At 32.5% G+C, this 23,315-nt stretch carries 16 protein-coding genes; 9 read left to right on the top strand and 7 right to left on the bottom strand.

Translation table 11 applies throughout. The annotated features are described in order from the left end of the window. Positions 1 to 48: 48 nt before the first annotated feature. Positions 49 to 1,704, top strand: coding sequence for a M1 family metallopeptidase (locus ACNFIH_RS01190; RefSeq protein ID WP_426485125.1), 1,656 nt, complete (start codon positions 49 to 51; stop codon positions 1,702 to 1,704). 76 nt (positions 1,705 to 1,780) lie between these two features. Here the strand turns inward: ACNFIH_RS01190 and ACNFIH_RS01185 are convergent, their stop codons facing one another. Then, positions 1,781 to 3,325: a hypothetical protein gene (locus ACNFIH_RS01185; protein ID WP_426485124.1), complete on the bottom strand. Its 1,545-nt coding sequence runs from the start codon at positions 3,323 to 3,325 to the stop codon at positions 1,781 to 1,783. A gap of 155 nt (positions 3,326 to 3,480) precedes the next feature. On the opposite strand from ACNFIH_RS01185, the gene ACNFIH_RS01180 reads away from it, so the two are divergent. From ACNFIH_RS01180 to acs, 7 genes are all read left to right on the top strand, one after another. Further along, positions 3,481 to 4,656, top strand: a complete 1,176-nt coding sequence (locus ACNFIH_RS01180; RefSeq protein ID WP_133523945.1) for a 2-isopropylmalate synthase — start codon at positions 3,481 to 3,483, stop codon at positions 4,654 to 4,656. A 79-nt stretch (positions 4,657 to 4,735) separates the two neighbouring features. Further along, positions 4,736 to 5,854 (top strand): 3-isopropylmalate dehydrogenase, encoded by a 1,119-nt coding sequence (gene leuB, locus ACNFIH_RS01175; protein ID WP_426485123.1) that lies wholly within the window; start codon positions 4,736 to 4,738, stop codon positions 5,852 to 5,854. A gap of 273 nt (positions 5,855 to 6,127) precedes the next feature. Further along, the gene (gene ilvD / locus ACNFIH_RS01170) at positions 6,128 to 7,801 is read left to right on the top strand and encodes a dihydroxy-acid dehydratase (RefSeq protein WP_035643807.1); all 1,674 of its coding nucleotides are present in this window, start codon (positions 6,128 to 6,130) and stop codon (positions 7,799 to 7,801) included. A 64-nt stretch (positions 7,802 to 7,865) separates the two neighbouring features. Beyond that, on the top strand, positions 7,866 to 9,554 hold the full coding sequence (gene ilvB / locus ACNFIH_RS01165; protein ID WP_426485122.1) for a biosynthetic-type acetolactate synthase large subunit: 1,689 nt from the start codon (positions 7,866 to 7,868) through the stop codon (positions 9,552 to 9,554). Between the two features lie 91 nt (positions 9,555 to 9,645). Further along, positions 9,646 to 10,167, top strand: a complete 522-nt coding sequence (gene ilvN / locus ACNFIH_RS01160) for an acetolactate synthase small subunit (RefSeq protein WP_035643804.1) — start codon at positions 9,646 to 9,648, stop codon at positions 10,165 to 10,167. A gap of 61 nt (positions 10,168 to 10,228) precedes the next feature. Next, entirely contained in the window at positions 10,229 to 11,698 is a 1,470-nt protein-coding gene (gene ilvC, locus ACNFIH_RS01155) for a ketol-acid reductoisomerase (RefSeq protein ID WP_035643802.1), read from the top strand. A gap of 499 nt (positions 11,699 to 12,197) precedes the next feature. After that, positions 12,198 to 14,105 carry an acetate--CoA ligase gene (gene acs / locus ACNFIH_RS01150; RefSeq protein WP_426485121.1) on the top strand — a complete coding sequence of 636 codons (1,908 nt, stop codon included), beginning with the start codon at positions 12,198 to 12,200 and terminating at the stop codon, positions 14,103 to 14,105. Positions 14,106 to 14,333: 228 nt separating this feature from the next. On the opposite strand, the gene ACNFIH_RS01145 is transcribed toward acs, so the two are convergent. The 3 genes from ACNFIH_RS01145 to ACNFIH_RS01135 all read right to left on the bottom strand — a co-directional run bounded on the left by ACNFIH_RS01145 (position 14,334) and on the right by ACNFIH_RS01135 (position 17,898). Continuing rightward, complete coding sequence (locus tag ACNFIH_RS01145) at positions 14,334 to 14,930, bottom strand: 3'-5' exonuclease (RefSeq protein ID WP_035643800.1); 597 nt, start codon at positions 14,928 to 14,930, stop codon at positions 14,334 to 14,336. A 3-nt stretch (positions 14,931 to 14,933) separates the two neighbouring features. Further along, positions 14,934 to 16,853, bottom strand: a complete 1,920-nt coding sequence (locus tag ACNFIH_RS01140) for a DUF294 nucleotidyltransferase-like domain-containing protein (protein WP_035643798.1) — start codon at positions 16,851 to 16,853, stop codon at positions 14,934 to 14,936. A 625-nt stretch (positions 16,854 to 17,478) separates the two neighbouring features. Then, entirely contained in the window at positions 17,479 to 17,898 is a 420-nt protein-coding gene (locus ACNFIH_RS01135; RefSeq protein WP_035643792.1) for a hypothetical protein, read from the bottom strand. A gap of 142 nt (positions 17,899 to 18,040) precedes the next feature. Between ACNFIH_RS01135 and ACNFIH_RS01130 the strand changes: the two genes are divergently transcribed. Next, the gene (locus ACNFIH_RS01130; protein ID WP_426485120.1) at positions 18,041 to 19,270 is read left to right on the top strand and encodes a multidrug effflux MFS transporter; all 1,230 of its coding nucleotides are present in this window, start codon (positions 18,041 to 18,043) and stop codon (positions 19,268 to 19,270) included. Between the two features lie 110 nt (positions 19,271 to 19,380). On the opposite strand, the gene ACNFIH_RS01125 is transcribed toward ACNFIH_RS01130, so the two are convergent. The 3 genes from ACNFIH_RS01125 to ACNFIH_RS01115 all read right to left on the bottom strand — a co-directional run bounded on the left by ACNFIH_RS01125 (position 19,381) and on the right by ACNFIH_RS01115 (position 23,137). Further along, on the bottom strand, positions 19,381 to 20,649 hold the full coding sequence (locus ACNFIH_RS01125; RefSeq protein WP_426485119.1) for an NAD(P)/FAD-dependent oxidoreductase: 1,269 nt from the start codon (positions 20,647 to 20,649) through the stop codon (positions 19,381 to 19,383). A gap of 179 nt (positions 20,650 to 20,828) precedes the next feature. Then, on the bottom strand, positions 20,829 to 21,782 hold the full coding sequence (locus ACNFIH_RS01120) for a hypothetical protein (RefSeq protein WP_426485118.1): 954 nt from the start codon (positions 21,780 to 21,782) through the stop codon (positions 20,829 to 20,831). 20 nt (positions 21,783 to 21,802) lie between these two features. After that, positions 21,803 to 23,137 (bottom strand): DEAD/DEAH box helicase, encoded by a 1,335-nt coding sequence (locus ACNFIH_RS01115; protein WP_426485117.1) that lies wholly within the window; start codon positions 23,135 to 23,137, stop codon positions 21,803 to 21,805. Between the last annotated feature and the right edge of the window lie 178 nt (positions 23,138 to 23,315).

Here is a 23,315-nt window from a genome sequence, read left to right as displayed (position 1 = left end):
ACAGATTAAACAGGTTTAATGACCTTATTTATTACAAATTTATAAATAATGAGAAAATACTTTGGTGGCGCTTTTATCGCCTTTTTAGTTGGTTTCGGTGCAAATGCGCAAGGACTTTTAAATAAGTCAGAAACTGTTTTTACGCATCAGGATAGTTTGCGTGGCAGCATTACAAAAGAAAGAGCCTGGTGGGATTTGAAATATTATCATTTAGATGTAAAAGTGAATCCTTCAGAGAAATCAATTTCAGGTTCAAATACAGTACGTTACACTGTTTTAGCAGAAAATAACAGAATGCAAATTGATTTGCAGCAACCAATGAATATCACAAAAGTGACTCAGAATGGTTTGCCTTTAAAGTTTGAAAGAGATGGAAATGCTTTCTTTATCACTTTAGTAGAGAAACAAAAAGTTGGAGATTCGAAAGAAATTATAATCAAGTTTGAAGGGAAACCAAAAGAAGCTGTAAGAGCGCCTTGGGACGGTGGATTTTCTTGGAAAAAAGATAAAAACGGAAAAGATTTTATTGCTACATCTTGTCAGGGTTTAGGCGCGAGTGTTTGGTGGCCTTGTAAAGATCATATGTATGATGAAGTCGAAAATATGCTAATCAGCGTGAATGTTCCGGGAGATTTGACAGATGTTTCAAACGGAAGATTAAAAAGTGTTAAAAAAGAAAAAGACGGAACAAAAACTTTCAACTGGTACGTTTCGAACCCAATTAACAATTATGGTGTAAACATTAATATTGGTGATTATGTTAATTTTTCTGAAGTATATAAAGGAGAAAAAGGTGATTTAGATTGTAATTATTATGTTTTGAGAGATAATTTAGCTTTGGCTAAAGAACAATTTAAAGACGCAGGAAGAATGCTTAAAGCGTTTGAAAACTGGTTTGGACCTTATCCGTTTTACGAAGACAGCTATAAATTAGTAGAAGTTCCGTATTTGGGTATGGAGCACCAAAGTTCTGTAACTTATGGAAACCAATATAAAAACGGTTATTTAGGACGTGATTTAAGCGGAACTGGTTGGGGATTAAAGTTTGATTTCATCATTATTCACGAATCTGGCCACGAATGGTTTGCAAATAATATTACTTACAAAGATATTGCTGATATGTGGGTTCACGAAAGTTTTACCAACTATTCAGAAAGTTTGTTTTTAGAGTATTATTACGGAAAAGATGCTGCTTCTGAATATATTATTGGATGCAGAAAAAACATTAAAAATGATACTCCAATCATCGGACATTATGATGTAAATAACGAAGGATCTGGAGATATGTATCCAAAAGGAGCTTCAATGCTGCACATGATTCGTCAGGTAATTAATGATGATGCAAAATGGAAATCGATTTTGAGAGGAATGAACAAGACTTTCTATCATCAAACGGTTACTGGCAAACAAATTCAGGATTATATCAATGAACAATCTGGAATTAACTTCAACAGAGTTTATGCACAATATTTGACTACAACTCAGATTCCGGTTTTTGAATACATATTTAAAAACGGAACTTTCGGATATCACTGGACAAATTGTGTTGCTAAATTTGATATGCCGGTTAGAGTGAAAATAAACGGTGTTGAAACTTGGTTAAAACCAACAACAGAATGGCAGTCTGAAAAAACGACTAATGAAGATAGAAAAGTAGAAGTTGATAAAGATTTTTATGTTACGACTTCGAATATTGTAGAATAGAACTTCGATAAAATCAATAAAAAAAGCGTAAAAGATTTGATCTTTTACGCTTTTTTGTTATTAAAATTTTAAAGCCTTAACGACTATTCAGCTTAGCTTTTTCCTTAATAATATCAGCAATCTTACGATTCTCAATTTTGCTTTCAAGCCAGGAAATAATATCTAAATATAAGAATGCTCTTTTTTCGTAAGTGTTCTTTTCAAGTTCAACAAAACGAGCATGCATTTTTTTGAATTCCTTCTTAATATCGGCTGGATAAAAATTATTTAAGTTTCTTAAGAATTTGATGATTTCTTTTTGAACTTCATGTAAATCATTCATTTTCAGCAAGAATTTATACGTACTTTTAAGATGATTTTCTAAATAATAATCTTTTCCTAATTCATAATGTGCAATCAACGACAAAAGTCTCGCGAAGCACATTAAATCTTCACGCATCGTTAAGTTCTTGTTGTTGATGATTTTATCTAAATAAAGAATACATTCGTTGTACTTTTCATTTCCAAAATAAATTGACGCAATTTTGTAGAAAAACAACATTTCGTGATGCTCATCAAGATGTTCGCTGTGCAATTTAATTTTTTCTAAAATCTCAGGAATCAAATATTCGCTTTCGGCAAAAGTACCTTCCAGAATATGTAAATTCAACTTATTGTTGTAAACATATAGAAATGATAGTGATGCAATGTTATCGTTTACCGGAAACTTCGGATCTTCGATCGTTTCTTCTAAAAGTGAAAGATATCTTTTGAAATTCGAAGTGTATTTCAACATATAAAGCGATTCCAGAAAATAATGATTTCCTTTTAAGAAGAAAACTGGATTCAGATAAATCATATTTGGATTATCATAAAACAGCGTAACCCATTTATAAGCGTATTTATAACTTGCTAAGAAATCCTGAACTAAGAAACTGCGCCATAAATTGGCATTATAAAACCAATATTTTTCTCTAAAACCAAACTTGCTTTCGTCCAGTTTTGCAATATGTCTGTTGAAATAATCGTCAATATATTTATATTCTTCGTCACTTTTTACGTAACCCGTTTTCAGCATGATTCCGTATAACTGAAGCGATAAATTGGATAATTTGCTTGAAATCGTGTTTCTGTAATTCAATTCTTTTGCCTGAATTACTAATTCGTCAGCGCGGCCTTGAATACTTCGAGTGATGTATTGCGATTCGATCAGTTTTTCGAATTCTACAATCTCATATGCCATATATTTTTCATCATTTTCTAAAGCTTGCTGTTTTGTTTTGTCAAGAATTTTCAAACTCTGTTTGTACAAACCTTTATTATAAAGAATAACAGCAAAATCAATCTGTTCGCGCAATTGATAGCGAATATTTTGACTCGGAATATTTAATCGGATGCTAACTAAAATCTGTTTGTATAAGTATGATTTTAAGTTAGATAACTGTACTTTTTTAATACTTCCGCTTTTAAGAATAAGCTTTTCATCATACGTTTCAGATTTGTCTAAAATATTAAATAGTTCGATAAATTTTGTATTCGAACTAGTTTCTAAGCGACTCGCAAAAATTTTAAATTGTCTTTTTTCAGATTTGGAAAGGGATTTAATCAGAACAAATAAGAAATCTTTTTGATGGTTAGCCATTGTAAAAAATAATAATATAACTTATTGATTGTAAGATGTTTAACTGGGTATAAATTGTTTTATGAACAGTATAATTTCATTAAAACGAATTTTGTACTGCATAAGTACAATATATATTTGTTATTACAATGTGAAATTACATTAAATAAATGAATATGAATAGAGAGAAAGTTCAAATTTTTGACACCACTTTGCGCGATGGTGAACAAGTTCCAGGATGTAAGTTAGATACTAACCAAAAATTAGTTATCGCAGAACGACTAGACAAAATGGGAGTTGATATTATCGAGGCAGGTTTCCCTGTGTCAAGTCCGGGCGATTTTTTATCGGTCTCTGAGATTTGTAAAATTGTAGAAAATGCAACCGTCTGCGGATTAACAAGAGCCGTAAAAAACGACATTGATGTTGCTGCAGCAGCTTTAAAGCATGCTAAAAGACCTAGAATCCACACGGGAATCGGAACATCTGAATCTCATATACTCCATAAACTACAAACTACTCCTGAAGATATCATCGCAAGAGCAAAATTTGCAGTAGCTCACGCAAAATCATATGTAGAAGATGTTGAATTCTACGCTGAAGATGCAGGAAGAACGGATAATGCATTCTTAGCAAAAGTTTGCGAAGAAGTGATCAAATCTGGAGCAACGGTATTGAATATTCCTGATACAACAGGATATTGCCTTCCAGAAGAATACGGAGCAAAAATTAAATACTTAAAAGAAAACGTAAAAGGAATTGAAAACGTAATCCTTTCATGTCACTGTCATAATGATTTAGGAATGGCAACTGCAAACTCAATTGCAGGAGCTATAAATGGAGCAAGACAAATCGAGTGTACAATTAATGGTATTGGAGAAAGAGCTGGAAATACGGCACTTGAAGAAGTTGTAATGATTTTCAAACAACATCCGTACTTGAATTTAGATACTAATATCAATACTAGAGAATTGAATGAAATGAGCCGTTTAGTTTCTGAAAGTATGGGAATGATCGTGCAGCCAAATAAAGCTATTGTAGGAGCAAATGCTTTTGCGCACAGTTCAGGAATTCACCAGGATGGTGTAATCAAAAACAGAGCAACTTACGAAATCATGGATCCGCTTGATGTTGGTGTTAATGAGTCGTCAATTATTTTGACTGCAAGAAGCGGAAGAGCAGCTTTGGCTTACCGAGCTAAAAAAGTAGGTTACGAGCTTACAAAAGTACAATTAGATATTGTATACATTGAGTTTTTGAAATTCGCTGATATTAAAAAAGAAGTTGTTGATGCTGATATTCATCAAATTATCGAAGCTTCAAAAATTCAGGGAGAATTAATCAGAAGCTAGTTTTATAGAGAGAATAGAAGAAAGAGTAAAGAATAAAGAAGAAAAAAATAAAGATTTAAATCATAAAGAACGAGACGTTATGAATTTGAAAATAGCAGTTTTACCAGGAGACGGAATTGGACCAGAAGTAATTTTACAAGCCAAAAAAGCATTATACGCTATTGGTGAGGTGTACAATCATGAATTTGTTTTTGAAGAAGCGCTTATGGGTGCGGTTGCAATTGATAAAACAGGAAACCCACTCCCGGAACAAACGCTTAATCTTTGTTTGAATACAGATGCAGTTTTGCTTGGTGCTATTGGTGATCCAAAATATGATAACAACCCAAATGCAAAAGTTCGTCCAGAGCAAGGTTTGTTGAGACTTCGCAAAGAACTTGGTTTGTTTGCTAATATTCGTCCAATCAAACCTTACAAAGCTTTAATTGAATCTTCTCCTTTAAAAAGAGAAATTATTGAAGGAGCCGATTTTACCATTTTTAGAGAATTAACGGGTGGTGCGTATTTTGGAACAAAAACGCTTAACGAAGAAGGAACACATGCTTCGGATTTATGTGAATATTCAGAAGAAGAAATTACTAGAATTTCACATTTAGCTTTTAAATCGGCACAAAAACGACGCAAAAAGTTAACGATGGTTGATAAAGCAAACGTTTTGGAAACCTCAAGATTATGGAGAAAAGTAGTTCAGAAAGTGGGCGAAGATTATCCAGATGTAGCTTTAGATTTTTTATTTGTGGATAATGCAGCAATGCAAATCATCTTAAATCCAAAACAGTTTGATGTGATTTTGACAGAAAATTTATTTGGAGATATTTTATCTGATGAAGCAAGTGTAATTACAGGATCAATAGGTTTATTGCCATCAATATCTTTAGGAGAAAAGAATGCTTTGTTTGAGCCAATTCATGGATCATATCCGCAGGCAAAAGGAAAAAATATTGCAAATCCAATTGCTTCGATTTTGGCGGCGGCACTTTTGTTAGAGCATTTTGGTTTAACTAAAGAAGCTAATGTCATTTATAAAGCGATAGAAAAAGCAATAGAATTTAAAGTAGTAACGGTTGATTTAAAACCAGATTCAAAATTCGGTACAAATGAAGTAGGGGAGTTTGTTTCTAATTTTATTTTCAGCAAAGATGATCTGCTTTATTTTAATAATGACAATGTAACTATTGGACAATCGACAATTGTTTAATATTTTTTGTTAAAACGTAGAAGAAATAACAAGAAGTCTTTAAAATGTTGAGATTTTATTTTTTTAGTCATTAAAGTTTTTATACTTTTGTCACACTAAAAAAAAAGAAAAGATGCAAATCTCAATTATTATTATTTCTTCTGTCGTTGTTGTCAATGTGATTAGCACATCTGCGTCGGGAATGGTATAAATATAATTGAAAGACTATATTATAAACCTTCCAAATACTGGAAGGTTTTTTTTTGAACAAAAATTAAAATAAAATAATACATAATGGAATTAAATAAGTACAGCAAAACCATCACTCAAGATCAGACACAGCCTGCGGCGCAAGCTATGTTGTACGGAATTGGTTTAACTGAAGAAGATCTGAAAAAAGCACAAGTTGGAATTGTGAGCATGGGTTACGATGGTAACACTTGCAACATGCACTTGAATGATTTAGCAAAAGATGTTAAAAAAGGCGTTTGGGATGCAGATCTTGTCGGACTTATTTTTAATACCATTGGTGTTAGTGACGGAATTTCAAACGGAACTGAAGGAATGCGTTATTCTTTGGTTTCAAGAGATGTAATTGCAGATTCTATTGAAACAGTTGCAGGAGCACAATGGTACGACAGTATTATTGCAATTCCTGGCTGCGATAAAAATATGCCTGGAGCGTTAATTGCAATGGGTAGATTAAATCGTCCGTCAATGATGGTTTATGGAGGTTCAATTCATTCTGGAAAATGGAAAGGTGAATCTTTAAATATCGTTTCTGCTTTTGAAGCTTTAGGAAAAAAAGTAAAAGGAGAAATCACTCCGGAAGATTTTAAAGGAGTAATTAAAAATGCTTGTCCGGGTGCTGGTGCTTGTGGTGGTATGTACACTGCTAACACTATGTCTTCTGCAATTGAGGCATTAGGAATGAGTTTGCCATACAGCTCTTCAAATCCTGCTTTGAGTCAGGAAAAAAGAGACGAATGTCTTGCTGCCGGAGCTGCAATTAAAATTTTATTAGAAAAAGATATCAAACCAAGAGATATCATGACTCGTAAAGCTTTCGAAAATGCTATTACAATTGTAGCAGTTTTAGGAGGTTCTACAAATGCAGTGATGCACTTAATTGCAATGGCTCACTCTGTTGGAATAACAATTACTTTGGATGATTTTCAGGCAATTAATGACAGAACTCCTGTTCTTGCTGATATGAAACCAAGTGGTAAATATATGATGGAAGATATTCATGAAGTTGGAGGAATTCCTTCAGTAATGAAATATCTATTGAAAGTTGGACTTATTCACGGAGATTGTTTGACTGTAACAGGAAAAACAGTTGCTGAAAATTTAGCATCGACTCCAGATTTACAGGACGGACAAGAAGTAATTCATGAAATTCAAAAAGCGTTAAAACCAACAGGAAATATTCAGGTTTTATATGGGAATCTTGCTTCTGAAGGTGCTGTAGCAAAAATCAGTGGAAAAGAAGGAGAATATTTTGAAGGACCAGCTGTTGTTTTTGAAGGTGAATTTGAAGTAATTCCAGGTCTTGAAGCCGGAAAAATTAAACCAGGCAATGTAGTCGTCATTAGAGGTTGTGGACCAAAAGGTGGTCCGGGAATGCCTGAAATGCTAAAACCTACATCTGCGATTATTGGAGCCGGATTAGGAAGCACCTGTGCACTAATCACAGACGGTCGATTCTCCGGAGGTTCACACGGTTTCGTGGTAGGGCACGTTACACCAGAAGCATATGACGGTGGTGGTATTGCACTAGTAAAAGATGGAGATATAATTGCTATCGACGCTAAGAAAAATACAATTGACCTGAAGATATCTGACGAAGAATTCGCTGCTCGTAAAGCGGCTTGGGTTCAACCTCCTTTAAAAGTTGACAGAGGAGTTTTGTTTAAGTACGCTAGATCGGTGTCAAGCGCCTCTACAGGATGCGTTACCGATAATTAATTAAGAAACAATAATATCAAGAATCAATTGAAAATTGAAATTGGTTCTTGAAAAACAATATACTATGAGAATATCAGGGGCAGAAGCCGTTATAAGATGTTTGTTAGAAGAAGGTGTAGACTTGGTTTATGGTTATCCAGGAGGAGCAATCATGCCAGTTTACGATGAATTATATAAATTTCAGGATCAGTTGCACCACGTTTTAGTTCGTCACGAACAAGGTGCAACGCATGCAGCTCAAGGTTATGCCAGAGCTACTGGAAAAGTGGGTGTTGCAATTGCTACGTCTGGGCCTGGTGCTACAAATTTAGTTACAGGAATTGCAGATGCACAAATCGATTCAACTCCAATGGTTTGTATTACAGGTCAGGTTGGAAGACATTTATTAGGTTCTGATGCGTTTCAGGAAACTGATATTATCGGAATTTCAACTCCGGTTACAAAATGGAATTTTCAGATTACTGAAGCTTCTCAAATTCCGGAAATAATTGCAAAAGCTTTTTATATCGCTCGTTCTGGCCGTCCAGGTCCGGTTTTGATTGATATTACTAAAAATGCACAATTTGACGAGTTTGAATATAGCTATGAAAAATGTACAGGAATCAGAAGTTATGTTCCGGTTCCAAAATTAAAATTAGATAAAGTTGCCGAAGCTGCAGCTTTAATCAATAGCGCTAAAAAACCGTTCATTGTTTTTGGACAAGGAATTATTTTAGGACAAGCCGAAGCTGAATTTAAAGCTTTTGTAGAAAAATCAGGAATCCCTGCAGCTTGGACAATTTTAGGATTATCGGCTTTGCCAACAGATCATCCTTTAAATGTTGGAATGCTTGGAATGCACGGAAATTATGGTCCAAATTTATTGACCAATGAATGTGATGTTTTAATTGCCTTCGGAATGCGTTTTGACGACCGTGTTACTGGAAAATTAGCTACTTATGCGAAACAGGCGAAAGTAATTCACTTCGAAATTGATCCAGCTGAAATTGATAAAAACGTTAAAACTGAAATTGCAGTTTTAGGTGATGTAAAAGAATCTTTAGCTGCTTTATTGCCTTTAATTGATGCTAAATCTCACGATTTATGGCATAATGAATTTAAAGCATTACAAGAAGTTGAATATAATACGGTTATTAAAGAAGAGTTGAATCCTACGAATGGCAAAGGAATTTCGATGGGAGAAACTATTGAAATGATCAATAAACATTCAAAAGGTGATGCAATTATCGTTTCAGATGTTGGTCAGCACCAAATGTTTGCTTGTCGTTATGCAAAATTCAATTCAACTAAAAGTAATATTACTTCTGGCGGATTAGGAACAATGGGATTTGCGCTTCCAGCAGCAATTGGAGCAAAAATGGGTAAACCAGAGCGTGAAGTTGTAGCGATTATTGGTGATGGTGGATTCCAAATGACAATTCAGGAATTGGGAACAATTTTCCAAACTCAGGTTCCGGTAAAGATTGTTATTCTGAATAATGAATTTTTAGGAATGGTACGTCAATGGCAAGAATTGTTCTTTGACAACCGATATGCATCAACAAAAATGATTAATCCAAATTTTGTTGCAATTGCAGAAGGGTATCATATTAAATCTAAAAAAGTAACGCAACGTGAAGATTTAGATGAAGCTGTAGCAGAAATGCTGGCTTCAAAAGATTCTTACTTCTTGGAAGTTATGGTGGAAAAAGAAAACAATGTTTTCCCTATGATTCCAACAGGAGCTTGTGTTTCAGAAATTAGATTAAGCTAGAGAAAAAAGTTTCAAGTTTTAAGTTTCAGGTTTCACGTTCTCAGCAGAACTTGAAACTTGAAACCTGAAACAAAATAAACTAAAAAACAAAATGGAAGATAAAACATTTACCATATCGGTATACTCAGAAAATAATGTTGGATTGTTGAACAGAATATCTGGAATATTCTTAAAGCGTCACATTAATATATTAAGTCTAAACGTTTCAGAATCAGAAATAGAGAATGTTTCAAGATTTATTATTGTAGTGAATACTACAGAAAAATGGGTCCAGAATATTGTTGGACAGATTGAAAAACAAATTGAGGTTATAAAAGCATTTTATCACACAGATGAAGAGACAATTTATCTTGAAAATGCCTTGTTTAAAATTGCTTCAAATTTATTGTTTGACGAAAAACAAATTCAAAATATAATCAAAGAGAGCCAATCTACGATTGTAACGGTTTCTCGTGATTTTTTTGTGATTTCAAAATCAGGAAGACGTTCTGAAATTGAAGAATTGTATGCAAAATTCAAACCTTACGGTATCATGCAATTTGTACGTTCGGGAAGAATTTCAGTTTCAAAAGAAAAAATGGAAATTTCAACGCTATTAGAGACTTTCAAATAATATCATTCATAATTACTATTAAATCAATTATTAAATTACACAATTCATTAAATAAAAAAAAATGGCAAATTATTTCAACACATTACCACTTAGATTACAATTAGAGCAACTAGGAGTTTGCGAATTTATGGAGCAATCAGAATTTGCAGACGGAATCGCAGCATTAGCAGGAAAAAAAGTTGTTATCGTAGGTTGTGGTGCACAAGGTTTGAATCAAGGTTTAAACATGAGAGATTCAGGTTTAGATATTTCTTATGCATTGCGTGCAGATGCAATTGCTGAAAAAAGAGCTTCATATAAAAATGCAACTGAAAATGGATTTAAAGTAGGAACGTATGAAGAATTGATTCCAACTGCTGATTTAGTGTGTAATTTAACTCCAGACAAACAACATACTGCTGTAGTTACTGCAATTATGCCATTAATGAAACAAGGTTCGACTTTAGCATATTCTCACGGTTTCAATATCGTTGAAGAAGGAATGCAGATTCGTAAAGATATTACAGTAATAATGTGTGCTCCAAAATGTCCTGGATCTGAGGTTCGTGAAGAATACAAAAGAGGATTTGGTGTACCAACTCTTATCGCTGTTCACCCAGAAAATGATCCAAACGGATTTGGTTTAGATCAGGCAAAAGCTTACGCTGTAGCAACTGGAGGTCATAAAGCAGGAGTTTTAAAATCATCTTTCGTAGCTGAAGTAAAATCAGATTTAATGGGTGAGCAAACAATCCTTTGCGGATTATTACAAACTGGATCTATTTTATGTTTTGATAAAATGGTTGAAAAAGGAATCGATGCTGCATATGCTTCAAAATTAATTCAATACGGATGGGAAACTATCACTGAAGCTTTGAAACACGGTGGTATTACAAATATGATGGATCGTTTGTCAAATCCTGCAAAAATTGAAGCTTACGAATTAGCAGAAGAATTGAAAGACATTATGCGTCCGTTATTCCAAAAACACCAAGACGATATCATTTCTGGAGAATTCTCAAGAACAATGATGATTGACTGGGCTAATGATGATGTTAATTTATTGAAATGGAGAGCTGCAACTGGAGAAACTAACTTCGAAAAAACAGCTCCGCAAGAAGCTCCAATCTCTGAACAAGAATATTTTGATAATGGAGTATTGATGATTGCAATGGTTAAAGCTGGTGTTGAATTGGCTTTCGAAACAATGACAGAAGCTGGAATTATCGAAGAATCAGCTTATTATGAGTCATTACACGAATTGCCATTAATTGCAAACACTATCGCTAGAAAGAAATTGTTCGAGATGAACCGTGTAATTTCTGATACTGCTGAGTACGGATGTTACTTATTTGATCATGCATGTAAGCCATTGTTGACTGAGTTCATGAAAACTGTTGAAACAAACATTATTGGAAAACCATTCTCAACTTCAAACGGAGTAGATAATGCTGTATTGATTGCTGTAAATAAAGAAATTCGTCAACATCCTATTGAAGAAGTTGGAGCTTGGTTGAGAGAGTCTATGACGGCAATGAAAAAAATTGGATAATTAAAAATTGGGGAAATCTCGCAAAATTGGATTTTGCGGGATTTGCACTGTATCAAATTTTATAATATTTTGAATTAGTAAGCACTTATTAAGAAACTAGATATAGATGCATATTGCATTCACTTAACTTCAGCGAGAGTAAGTTAAGTGAAGCTAATCCCTCATAATGGGGTATATTTTTTAATAAATATACTTGTTGAAATTTCTGTTGTAATTAATAAAGATGCTTCTATTTTCAAGATAGAAGAAGGTATTGTAGTTCTATAATTACAAAATTAATTGTTATTGAAATTGTTAAAAATAAAAAGGTGTGGTATTTATTTGCTGCACCTTTTTTGTAATATGCTTTTTGATGTAAAAAAGTGTTTTTTTATATTAAACACAATAAAAAGAGATATTTTTTTTAATATGTGTTTTTATTTGTCAAAATTTATGAATTAAATAATTTTAAGAATACGCTGAGATTTAATACATTTATAAAAAAAATTCCAAGAAACATATGAGTTATTATAAAATTGAAAATTTAGAACAATATTTTAAACATTACAATAAGTCAATAAGGGAACCAAGAAAATTTTGGGGTAAAATCGCTGAGGAAAATTTTACATGGTACCAACAATGGGAAAAAGTAGTTGATTTTAATATGGCTGACGCTGAAGTAAAATGGTTTACTGATGCAAAAGTTAATATTACTAAAAACTGTATCGATAGACATTTAAGTAAAAGAGGCGAGAAGACGGCAATTATTTTTGAGCCGAATGATCCATCTGAAGAAGCTTTACATATAACATACAACGAATTATACGAACGTGTTTCAAAAATGGCGAATGTTTTGCGCGAGCAAGGTGTACGTAAAGGAGATAGAGTTTGTATTTATTTACCAATGATTCCAGAATTGGCAGTTTCTGTTTTGGCTTGTGCTAGAATTGGAGCAATACATTCAGTTGTTTTTGCTGGATTCTCAGCATCAGCTGTTTCTGCAAGAATTAATGACTGTGAATGTAAAATGGTTATTACTTCTGATGGAGGTTACAGAGGAAACAAAACAATTGATCTTAAAGGAATTGTGGATGAAGCTTTAGAAACTTGCCCTTCAGTAACAAAAGTTTTGGTTGCTAAAAGAACTAAAACTGATGTAAAAATGAAAGAAGGCCGTGATATCTGGTTACAGCCATTGTTAGATGCGGCTCTAGATAATAGTGTTGCTGAAATTATGGATGCTGAAGATCCTTTGTTTATTTTATATACTTCAGGATCAACGGGTAAGCCAAAAGGTATGGTTCATACTACTGCTGGTTACATGGTTTACACTGCATATACATTTAAGAATGTTTTCAGTCATGAAGAAAATGATATTTTCTGGTGTACAGCTGATATAGGCTGGATTACTGGGCATTCATACATTTTATACGGACCATTATTGAACGGAGGAACAACTGTAATTTTCGAAGGAGTTCCGTCGTATCCTGATTTTAGCCGTTTTTGGGATATTATCGAAAAACATAAAATCACTCAATTCTATACAGCACCAACGGCAATCCGTTCTTTAGCAAAAGAAAGTTTAGATTATATTCAAAAATATCCTTTGAAATCTTTAAAAGTTATTGGATCTGTTGGAGAACCAATCAACGAAGAGGCTTGGCACTGGTTCAACGACCACGTTGGAGATAAGAGATGTCCGGTTGTAGATACCTGGTGGCAAACAGAAACTGGTGGAATCATGATTTCTCCAATTGCTTTTGTTACGCCAACAAAACCAACTTACGCAACTTTGCCATTACCAGGAATTCAGCCAGTTTTAATGGATGAAAAACGTAATGAAATTGAAGGAAATCAAGTAGTTGGAAGTTTGTGTATTAAATTTCCTTGGCCTGGAATTGCAAGAACAATCTGGAATAATCATGATCGTTATAAAGAAACTTACTTCTCAGCTTTCCCTGGGAAATATTTTACAGGAGACGGTGCATTAAGAGATGAAGTTGGGTATTACAGAATCACAGGTAGAGTAGATGATGTTGTGATTGTTTCTGGTCATAATTTAGGAACTGCTCCAATTGAAGATGCTATTAACGAACACCCAGCGGTAGCGGAATCTGCAATTGTTGGATTCCCACATGATATTAAAGGAAATGCATTATATGGTTATGTAATCTTGAAAGAAACTGGAGAAGTTAGAAATAAAGAAAACTTGTCTAAAGAAATCAATCAATACATTTCTGATCACATTGGACCAATTGCAAAATTGGATAAAATTCAATTTGTGTCTGGTTTGCCAAAAACTCGTTCTGGAAAAATTATGCGTAGAATTTTACGTAAAATAGCAGAAGGTGATTTTTCTAATTTTGGAGATACATCAACATTATTGAATCCTGAAATTGTAGAAGAAATTACAAAAGGTAAAATCTAATAGATTTAATCGATAGAATAAATAAAAAAAAGCCTCTTAAAATTTAAGAGGCTTTTTTTTGTATTGTTCTGATCGTTTCAGGTTTCAAGTTTTCCCGAACTGTTTGTCATTTCGAGGAACGAGAAATCCTCGCAAGTAACTCCGTTTGCAAAATCGCCAATCTTTGTCGAGCCACTCGCGAGGATTTCTCGTTCCTCGAAATGACAATATTGCGTGCAGATTGGAATTTTATTTAATTCCCAATCTAGATTTTAATTTCAAAAACAAAAGCGCAATTCTGTAAGCATCTTCAGCTGATGAATTTCTGTCGCTTTTTGGGATTTTATAAATTTCACATAAATCATCCAGTGAAAATTGCTTGTCATTAATGTCCATTAATTTTCGATACATTACATCAACATCGAGGGCTTCATTTTTTAATCTTCCACAGTCAAGACGTTCTAATGAAGAATTAAGCATTTCAATGTCAAAATTTATATGATGACCAACTAAAACGGCATTTCCCAGAAAATTAACGAATGCTTCAAGCGCTTCCGGTTCCTGCATTTTGCTCATTTTGCTTTCAATAATAAATTCGTTTGAAAGCCCATTATCTTGCAAAAATTTGTATTGCAGCAACACAGATTCAAAATTATCCTTAATTACAATGCTGTCATCAATTACAGAGAAAGCACCTAAAGACAAAATCACGTCTTTATTCGGGTTTAAACCAGATGTTTCCGTTGATAGAACAACGAATCTGTTAGGTTTTGTCTCGAATTTATTTAGGTAATCTTTCCAAAAATCTGGATATTCTTTATTAATATTTTTAAGCCAGTCTAGCATATTTTACGAGAATTGTGTAAGTTGAAATTTACTCTTAATTAATTCCTCAAGATCTTTCATTGGGGTCAAGGCATTTTTTAACTTTTCTTTGTCTGTTTTAGACATTTCTCTAAGATTAATATATTGTCCAGAATCGTCATTTTTTAAACCTTCAACAGTTCTAAATTTTGAGAGTGTTAAAAAAGCTTCAGCACAACTCAAATAGATTTCAGCATTTTTAGAATCTGTTATTGCTAATTGTTTGAATCTCAAATATGTATTTTTGATTCCTTTTATGTTTGCATTTAAAATCAATAAACGGGCAGCATCAATTAAAGGCATTAAAGCGCGCGTTTTAATATCAAATTTAGTTTTATGCGGACCTTCTTCTTCAACAATGAATTTTTTGAAAAAACTCAGAGGAGAATTCTTTTTCAAAGCATCGTTTCCTAAGAAATCAAAAAATAAAGTATTGTTTACTGCATTTTTGAAAATCACATTTTCTATAACTTCTTCAATTTTTGGTTCACCAAAAACAATTTCATAGTCAAAGAAAATACTGCTTAAATCATTGCTGTTTTCACCTGGAGTATTCATCCAGCTGTTGTATTGTTTTGTCCAGTCTGTCAATGACTTACACCATAACATGTTGCTTCCCATATGACCATTTGGACAAAATTCATATCCTACTTTTTCTAAGATAGTAGTGGCTCTTTTTGCCAATCTTAAAAAGTAATCTTTTACTTCTCTGTATTTTTCCGGAGCTACATCTTCAAAAATTAAAATACTGTCTTGATCTGTAAGTAATAATTGTTCTTTACGCCCTTGACTTCCAATGCTTAACCAAGCAAAACGAGCAGGAGGTGAGCCTAGATCTAAAATAGATAATTCAACAGAACGTTTGATAATTGCCAAATTGATTTCACTTGCAATATTGCTCACATGCGAAATTGGAATATTTTTCTGAATTGAATTCTGAATCAAATCAGACAAACGATCACGAATTTGTTTTAGATCTTTTGGTAACTGCGAACGCTTAATTTCTTTAATTAAAACACCAGGGTTACTAGCTTGAGCTACAATTAAATCGTGCTCAGAAATAATTCCTTTTACAGCAGATTTACTTGTTCCATCTTTTGTTACGCAAAGATGCGTTACATTATGTTTGAGCATTAGCAATTGTGCTTCGGCAAGTGAAACATTTTCAATTACGGTTACTACAGGCGAAGACATGATTTTATCAATGGTTTCTGTAATAGGATAGCGGCCAGTTGCAATTTTTGAAGCTAAATCGGTAGCAGTAACAATACCAATTGGGCGGCTTTTTTCGCCACAAACAATAATATTATCCACCATTGCCTCAGTCATTAAAATCGCAACGTCTTTAACAATATGAGTTGCCTCGGTTGTTAAAGGTGAATTGTTATAGTTAAGTGACTGAATATATTGCATTTCTGATTGCTGATCAACGTAGAACGAAGTATCAGAAATCATTTTTCCATTTGAATTTACACTGTCTTTTGTATGTCTTGAATTTGTTGCAAAACTCTCTAGTAAAAAGTTCAAAACATCAGAATTATTAGCAACAAAAGGTCTGAAAACCGCAATCGGAATAGCATATATGATACTTTCTTCACGCGCTTTTGCCGTCATCATATAATTGTTTTTGGCAAAGAAAGGTCTTAAACCAAAAATATCGCCTTCGTGACATTTATTGATAATAGTTTCCTCAGCATCAGCAATTGTAGTTAAATTGATGACACCAGAAGCTACAACATAAAAACTATCATGCAGCGTATCGTTATTTTGAAATAATACAGTATGTTTTTCTAAATTTAATACACGGATGTTTGTTGCAATATCAGATAATTCCTGAAAAGTCAAATTATTAAACGGCGGGTATTCTTTTAAAAAATCTGCAATATGCTCAGCAATAGTATTCATATATTTGATAATTTTTTTAAAGTATCGAATGTAAAAATAAGAAAATAAAGTCTTACAATGATAGCAACTTTGGCAGAATCTTAATATTTTAAAGAAATGTTAAGAATTACTGATTTCAAGGCTTTAAAATGTTTTTTTTACGTTTAAAATTTAAATTATCATTCTAAAGTTAATCTGATGCACATCACATTTTTTATAATAGTTATGCAAAATTCTCATTTACAATTAGTTTCAATGAGTGGAAGTGTCTTCACGATATTAATTTACATTGAGCTAGAACGATTCGAAGATATAATTTTGAAATATTCTATTTTACATAATATAAATTATAGGTCAAAATATATTATTTCTAAAAATAACTTTAATACATTATTCAATGAAATATTTCTTCTTTATGCAGTGCTTGATAGCTTTCATATTTCAAAACTATTTCTGTTTTTTTCAAATAATCGAATTTTCAGTCAGCTTACAGTATATTAGTTCACGATTTAGTTTTAAAATGAAATTCTCATATTTGAAAAAATAAATTATTTTTTATCAAATAAGCGATTTATGAGCATTTGTGAATTTTAAATAAAAAGCATCACAATATCTGTGATGCTTCAAATTTCTCATATTTGAAAATTTAATCTAATTTTTTCAAATAAACGGATTTTCCGTTAAGTGAGATTTCAATTTGATTTGTTTTATCGCTAAACGTTGTTCTTAAAACATTTCCTTTAAAAAGCTGAACATCGCCAAAAACTTTTCCGGTTTCGTCCGAAATGTATTCAAATAATAGTTTTTTATTCCCTGGTTCAATTCCTAATTTATAACTTGAGAATTTTGTGCCTTTTAAATCAAATTGCTGTTGTGAATCGATAATTTTTCCGTCAGCATAAAAATTTGTAATCGTTTTGTTTAATGTAATGTCCGGATAATACTCATTTACTTTTTTTAGAAGTTCGTATTGTTCTACATTTGCATCTTCTTGTTTTGATACGATGGTTTGAGCAAATGAAATTGTTGTAAAAATAAACGCTAATAATAAAGTGATTTTTTTCATAATTTAAATTTTATAGTTAAGGATTCAAAAACATTTCTGAAAACTTACATAATTTCCATTTTTTATGTGAAAATGTTATTGTATCTAACAAGATAGTGAATATTAACTGATAATTTGGAATTATAAGTAATTTTTTATAAAAATGACAACAAAAAAATACATCAAACTTATTCTTATTTTAGGTTCTTTAACCGCACTTGGACCTTTTTCAATCGATATGTATTTGCCTGGTTTCTCAGATATTGCAAAAGATTTGAACACTACTGTTGCAAAAGTTTCGATGAGTTTGTCCAGTTATTTTATTGGAATTTCTGCCGGGCAATTGCTTTACGGACCGCTTTTAGATCGTTTTGGGCGAAAAAAACCTTTATTTATAGGTTTGATGGTTTACATATTAGCATCGTTAGGCTGTGCTTATGTGACTGATGTTGATACCTTTATTTTGTTGCGATTTGTTCAGGCAATCGGGAGTTGTGCCGCAACGGTTGCTTCTGTAGCTATGGTTCGTGATTTATTTCCTGTAAAAGATATTCCTAAAGTATTCTCACTTTTAATGCTTGTCCTAGGTCTTTCTCCAATGCTCGCGCCTACAATTGGCGGTTATGTAACAGAAGATTACGGCTGGCATGTTGTGTTTTTTATCTTAATGTTTATGGGAATTTCTATTTTACTTGCTTCTCAAATTGGTTTGCCAAATAGTTATAAACCAGATGTTTTTATATCATTAAAACCAAAGCCTATTATTTCGAACTTTTTAAAAGTCCTAAAAGAACCTCAATTTTTCACTTATGCATTTACGGGAGCAATAGCTTTTTCTGGATTATTTACATACGTAGCGGCCTCACCTATCATTTTTATGAATATTTATCATGTTGATGCTAAAACTTACGGATGGATTTTTGCTTTTATGTCGGTTAGTTTTATTGGTTCGAGTCAGTTAAATTCTGTTTTATTAAAGAAATTCACAAGTGAGCAAATGATTTTTGGAGCGTTGATTTTACAATCAGTTGTTAGTATTGTTTTCCTTTTACTTTCCTTAAATAATTTATTAGGTTTATATGAAACTATAACGATGCTATTTCTATTTTTAGGCTGTTTAGGAATTTCAAACCCAAATACGGCGGGGCTTACAATGGCACCATTTGCTAAAAATGCGGGCAGCGCTTCGGCTTTAATGGGAGCTATTCAATTAGGTTTAGGGTCTATTGCATCTTTTGCTGTTGGGATCTTTGTTAAGGATTCTGTAACGCCTATGGTTCTTATTATGACAGTTACTACGATTATTGCTTTTATTGTTTTAAATATCGGAAAGCGATTTATTAAAAAGAAAGTAGAATTAAGCGCTGAAGATGACATTGTTGTTGTTCATTAATAACTCAAGTTTTCCAATTACACATAAAAAAAACAGAATCTATTTTAGATTCTGTTTTTTTTGTTGATTCCAATCTTGGAATTTAGAATTTTAAAAATTGAATATTTTAATTACTCTGCAGATTGTCTCTTGTCAGGTCTTATAATCATTCTAAGTGATTGATCTTTTGCGAAATAAGCAACCATCCAGTTCCAGAAAGTATTTAATCTGTTTCTGTAGGTTATCAAAGAAATCAAGTGAATGAATAACCAAATAACCCAAGCAAAAAATCCATTAAAATGCCATTTCGGACTTGGTAAATCTACTACGGCTTTAGCTCTTCCAATAATAGCCATAGACCCTTTATCGTTGTAAGCAAAAGGTTTAAGCGGTTTTTTCGCAGCCATATTCATGAAGTTTTTGGCTAGATTTATTCCTTGTTGAATCGCTACTTGCGCCACTTGCGGATGTCCATCAGGGAAGTTTTTATCTCCTGCAAGAATTGCAGTATCTCCAATTGCATATACATTATCTAATCCGTTGACTTTATTGTATTGGTCTGTCGCCATGCGTCGGCCACGGCCATAACTTTCCTTTGGAATTCCTTCGAAAATTTTAGCAGAAACACCAGCAGCCCAAATTAGATTTTTGGTTTTGATGGTTTCTCCATTTTCAAAAAATACTGTATCATCAACATAATCAGTCACACGGCTATTTAATTTGACTACAACGCCAAGATTAGTCAATGCTTTCAAAGTATCTTTTTGCGAAGCTTCACTCATTGGTGATAGCAAAGCATCTCCTCCATCAACTAAATAAACATTGCTAGCTGAAGTATCCAATTCAGGATATTCTTTAAGTAGGATACTTTTTCTCATTTCGGCAAACATTCCAGAAACTTCCACTCCTGTTGGTCCTCCTCCTGCTACTACAATCGTTAATAATTTACGACGTTTGCGCATATCTTTACAAATTGCAGCTTTTTCAAGATTTTTAAGCAGTGTATTACGCATTTCGATGGCATCGTTTAGCGTTTTCATCGGAATAGCGTTTTTCATTACGTTTTCCATTCCAAAATAACTCGTTTCTGCACCTGTTGCAAAAACCAAATGATCGTATGTTAATTCACCATTGCTTAAAATGATTTTATTTTCGGCTGGAACTACAGAAAGTAATTCGCCTAAACGAAACTGAAGATTTTTTTTACCTGCGAAAAATTTTCTGAAAGGATAACTGATGCTTGATGGTTCTAAAAAAGCCGTTGCAACTTGATATATTAACGGTGGAAAAAAGTTATAATTATTTTTATCTACAAGCGTTACTTGTATCTGAGGATGGTTTACAAGTTCCTTTGCGAGATTGATTCCCGCAAAACCTCCTCCTATTATGACTATGTTCATATATGCTGTTATTTGATAGGATTATAAAATAATACCTTATAAATATACAACTTTAATATGCAATGACAATTGCTGAATTTATTACTTTTTGAATTTTTTAACAGGTTTTTCAACTACATCGATTTTGTTTTGAAGGACATAATTTGCTAGTAATTTTTCAAATCTTCATAATGAAAAATTTAGTAGAGCCCGATGTATCTTTCTAAAAATGTAATACCTTTTGGAGTTAATTCTTCATTTAAATCAAGTAATTTTTTGCACTGTAATTTATAAATCATTAAATCAGAATTTCTAATAGCTTTATAAAGCTTATCAAAATTTTTCGTAATTATAAATGATCTAAAATGATTGTATTCGAAAAAACATGATATTTTAAAAAATAAATCTTCTGTTTCGCTATCTAAAGATTCTGTAGAATTTGAATCCCAAATTTCATTTTCAGTAGATATTTCAGTAATAATTTTTTCATCAATTAAATCAGTTGCCCATGATTCATTAATATAATAAAGCGATATACTGAAAAAGGGTTCGTTTATTGTTCTTTTTTTATGGTTTATCAAGTCTTCAAAAAAGCTTTTTAAATCAATCTTATTTTTGAAATAATGCATTCTTTTTAAAGCTGTTATTCTAATATCAAACTCAATTTCCGTAATAATAATATATTGCAAAAAATTAAAAAAAATAGAATCTTTGGTTTCTGCAATTTCTTTAATAAGTTTAATTCTCTCCCTTAAATTTTTGTTTCCATCACTAAAAATGTTCTGATATTGAATAATTAGATATTCAATCCTAAAGTCTATTTTGTATGCTTTCAGCATATCAATATTTGCAGTAGGATGTTTTTCCCATTTTTTTTCATTGTCTAAACTATAGCTATATGATTCTTGTTTTGCTTCGGGTTTTAAATCATATGCTTTTTTAAGACATGATATACCTAATAAATAAGAATTGAGATGATCTTCATTTAATTGAAAAAGCCATTCTCCTACCCTTAACCAAGTATAGTAATCTTCAGGATTAGATTCGATAGTTTTAATAAAAAAAGTATGTTGTAAAGCATTACCAATATTATCATTATTTTTAATGTAGGTTCCAGCATTAAAATAGTGCATGTTTGTTTGATAATGATTCATAGAGGAAATCTAAAATAAAACTACTTTTTGAATTTTTTAACAGGTTTTTCAACTACATCGATTTTGTTTTGCAAGACATAGTTTGCCAGCAATTTTTCAATCAATTCGTCTTTTGTAAGGTGATGAAAAACAGTTTTTACTTTTGTTTTTAAATCTGAAGAAATATCATGATTTGGCTTTGTTTTGAAGATTTGTTTTGCCCATAAAAGAGTATTGTTTTCTTCTAAACTCAAAGCAGACGGCTTTTCGAATTTGGTGAATTTTATTCCCAATTCTCTTTCAAAATCAGGAATTTCAACAGTTTCTTCTTCCTGTAAAACAGTCAATGAAAGTCCTTTTGCTCCAGCTCTTGCTGTTCTTCCGCTTCGGTGAACATAATTTTCGTAAGTGTCTGGCAAATGATAATTTACAACATAAGCGATTTCTTTTACATCAATTCCTCTTGCAGCAAGATCTGTTGCTACTAAAATATTGATATGACCTTCACGAAATTGCTCCATAATTCGGTCACGGATTCCTTGGGTTAAACTTCCGTGAATAGCTCCTGATGAAAAACGATTTATGGCTAAATTTTTAGCTAATTTATTTACAGCAGCTTTTGTTTTGCAGAAAATAATACCGCGTTCGCCTTCTCTTGAATTCAGGAAGTGCATTAAAACATCTAGTTTTTCAATTGGATCGACGACAATAAATTGGTGATCAATTTCTTGATTTCCTGTTGTCTCCATGCTCGCACTAATTTGTACAGCATTTTTGTTTAAATAATTCTGAACCAGTTGTTTGATTGTACCTGGTAAAGTGGCTGAAAACAAAAGGGTGCGGTGTTTTTTTGGAAGTTCAGCAATAATTTCGTCTAAACTTTCTTTTAGAATTGAAACCATTTCATCGGCTTCATCTAAAACTAAATATTCTGCTTTACTTAAATCAACGGCTTTTCGCTGAATCAAATCGATTAAGCGGCCCGGAGTCGCTACGACGATATGTGCAGGCTGTATAAGACGCTCGATTTGAGGTTTGATTGGAATTCCGCCACAAGTTGCAGCTATTGAAATATTTGGAATATGTTTCGAAAAATCTTCTAAATTTCTAAAAATCTGATGTCCAAGTTCTCTTGTTGGAACTAAAATTATGGCTTGAACTGCTGGAGATTGAGTGTCAATCAATTGCAATAATGGTAATCCAAAAGCAGCAGTTTTTCCTGTTCCGGTTTTGGCTAAACCAACAACATCATGCTTTTCGGCCAAAAGAAGCGGAATTGTTTTTTGCTGAATTTCTGTTGGTTCAACAATGCTTAATTCGCCTAAAGCTTTTAAAATTGGCGCTGAAACTCCTAATGCTGAGAATTGTTTAGACATGTTTTTGTTTTTTTTGTTTTAAGTTTCATGTTTCAAGTTGCACAGAAACTTAATAGATTCGAAAAAGGAGAAATCACATTCGAAATGAATTATTCTGAAATGCGATTTCTCCTTTAAAATTATAAATAATGTTTTAGATTCCAATAACTTGAAACATGAAACCTAAAACTTTGAACTT

The organism is Flavobacterium sp. 2, from assembly GCF_049949195.1.
Classification (GTDB): Bacteria; Bacteroidota; Bacteroidia; order Flavobacteriales; family Flavobacteriaceae; genus Flavobacterium.
This window is presented reverse-complemented; position numbering and strand designations above follow the sequence as displayed.